The following is a 2,028-nucleotide window of genomic DNA, read 5'->3' as shown; positions in this document are numbered from 1 at the left end:
GCGGATCCAGGTGACGATCTGCGGCGCGCCGAAGACCAGCACGGTGCCCAGGATCGCGCCGATGAACCACATCCAGCTGATGCGCCCGAACCAGGCGAGCGCGCCACTGCCCATCACCGCCACGGCGGCCAGCGGTGTGAGGATGACGAGCACCTGCGCCGGCAACGCGGACGCGCCGGTCGAGAACGGGCTGTCGGCGAAGGCGGCGACGGGCAGCGCCGCGGCGAGCGCGACGAACAGGAAGGTGGCGGCACGGGCAAGGGGCGAGTTCGCATGGCAAAGGGTCATGGCAGGGTCTCCTTGGGGAAGGGCACCGTGGGCGGTGCGTGGTGAAGAGAGAGCGGCGTGGGACATCGCTGTCTACCGACCGGCCGCTGCGGCGGGCCGCTTGGCATAGACGTCCCACCAGCGCGGCGCGCCGGTCGGGTCGCCGGGCGGCGGGTGCGCGCGCTGATGGAGCAGGGGCCGAGCCGGTGGCTCGGCCTGTTGCTGTGCGGCTTCCAGCTCGCGTTTCAGGGCAGCGAGGTCCTTGGCCGCACGTGAGCGCGCCTGCTCGGCCTCCTGGGCGCCGCGGTCGTCACCTTGGGCCAATCGCTGCGCATGCCGGCGGTCGGCCTCTGCGAACCGGATCTGTTCCTGGGCGAGCTCGTCTTGAAGGATGCGAACGCGCTCGTCGTCGCGGGTGGCTTGCTGGGCCGGCGCCACGACGGCGTCGTGGATCGGTGGTGCGGCCTGCGCCGCGTTCGGGCAAAGCGTTGCCATGCACGCCGCGGCCAGCGCGGCGGCGCCTTGGAACTCACTCATGCGCTCCTCTCCTGCTTAAGCGCCGACTCGAGTGACCCTCGGGGTTCTACATGCCCCGGTGGTGGAGGTGCTACCCGGTGAGGCGGTGCCTCACGCGTTTCTGGAGCACGTGGTTCCAGTCCTTGTCGTGAAGGGCGCGAGCTTCGCGCTCGGGCCCTGGTCGATCGGCCTGGCGGCCTGGCGAGGGCTCGTGCTGCCCTGTTGCCGGCAGCGGTTTGGCGGCCGCACACCCGCGGCGCGCCGCTGGGTGGCTTGGCCCTGGGTGACGGCGCTGAAGCTCGATCGCGTCCATGGGCCAGTTATAGGCAGCGTTTGGCTTGAAATCAAGAAATCTATAGCCTAAATTGTCTATATAGAATTCTATAGTTTCGTTGTCTAGCCTCTGCTGCGCCACGGGTTGCATCGGTCGGCAGACGGCGCGGACCCGCGATCGGAGCGACACGATGTTAGCAGCGGCTTTCATGTTTGTGCGAATAGCGACACAAGAATGGCCATTGAATCGACTCTTTGGCGGTTTGGCTATTGCAAGAGTTTGGGAGTCGGGTGGGCACGGCGGTTGCCCTGCGGCCGGGTCGCCAGCATGAGCGTGATCGTCTTCACCAACCAGAAAGGCGGCCCCGGCAAGAGCACGCTGACGGTGCTCTACGCCCACTGGCTCGCCGAAAAGCGCGGCGAGCGGGTGGCCGTGGTCGACCTGGACAGCCAGCGCAATTCGTCCAAGACGCTGCAGGCCTTCAGCAGTGGCATCCCGTCCACGGCCTTGTTCGAGCCGGCCGAGATCGCGGTGCCGGCGGCCAGCGCTGGGTCGGCGGTGCTGTTTGCGGGATCGCGCTCGCTGGTCGATCTGGAGCGCGCCCGCCCGGATGTCGTGATCCCGGCGTTTCGGCAGCACATGGAGGCGCTGGCGTCCCGCTTCGACACCTGCGTGATCGACACGCCGCCGGCCTTGGGACTCCGCATGAGCGCGGCGCTCATCGCCGCCACCCATGTGGCGTGTCCGATCGAGCTGGAAGAGTATTCAGTCGACGGCGTGACCGACATGCTCAAGACGGTGTTCGGCGTGCGGCAGAAGTACAACCCGCAGCTCAAGCTCGCCGGCATCATCGCCAACCGCTTCAATGCGCATTCGGCGCGGCAGCGGCAGGCCCTGGCCGATCTGCTGACGCACTACGAGCAGTTCGTCATCCCGGCCAAGATCTCGACGCGCTCGGCGATTCCCGAGGC

At 67.8% G+C, this 2,028-nt stretch carries 3 protein-coding genes; 1 reads left to right on the top strand and 2 read right to left on the bottom strand.

Annotated features, from left to right (window positions below; translation table 11 throughout):
- Both VJ693_RS01765 and VJ693_RS01760 read right to left on the bottom strand, forming a co-directional pair.
- Positions 1-288: TrbC/VirB2 family protein (locus VJ693_RS01765; RefSeq protein ID WP_324151746.1), on the bottom strand; the 288-nt coding region annotated here is incomplete at its 3' end.
- 72 nt (positions 289-360) lie between these two features.
- Entirely contained in the window at positions 361-804 is a 444-nt protein-coding gene (locus tag VJ693_RS01760; protein ID WP_324151745.1) for a hypothetical protein, read from the bottom strand.
- Positions 805-1,384: 580 nt separating this feature from the next.
- Here VJ693_RS01760 and VJ693_RS01755 point away from each other — a divergent pair.
- A partial coding sequence (locus tag VJ693_RS01755; protein ID WP_324151744.1) for a ParA family protein occupies positions 1,385-2,028 on the top strand: 644 nt, incomplete at its 3' end.

Origin of the sequence: Ideonella sp. (assembly GCF_035254525.1) — a bacterium.
In the GTDB taxonomy this organism is placed as follows: domain Bacteria; phylum Pseudomonadota; class Gammaproteobacteria; order Burkholderiales; family Burkholderiaceae_C; genus Ideonella.
This window is presented reverse-complemented; position numbering and strand designations above follow the sequence as displayed.

Coding starts and splice junctions, on each gene's coding strand:
- VJ693_RS01760 (WP_324151745.1), bottom strand. CDS start 804: ATGAGTGAGTTCCAAGGCGCCGCCGCGCTGGCCGCGGCGTGCATGGCA.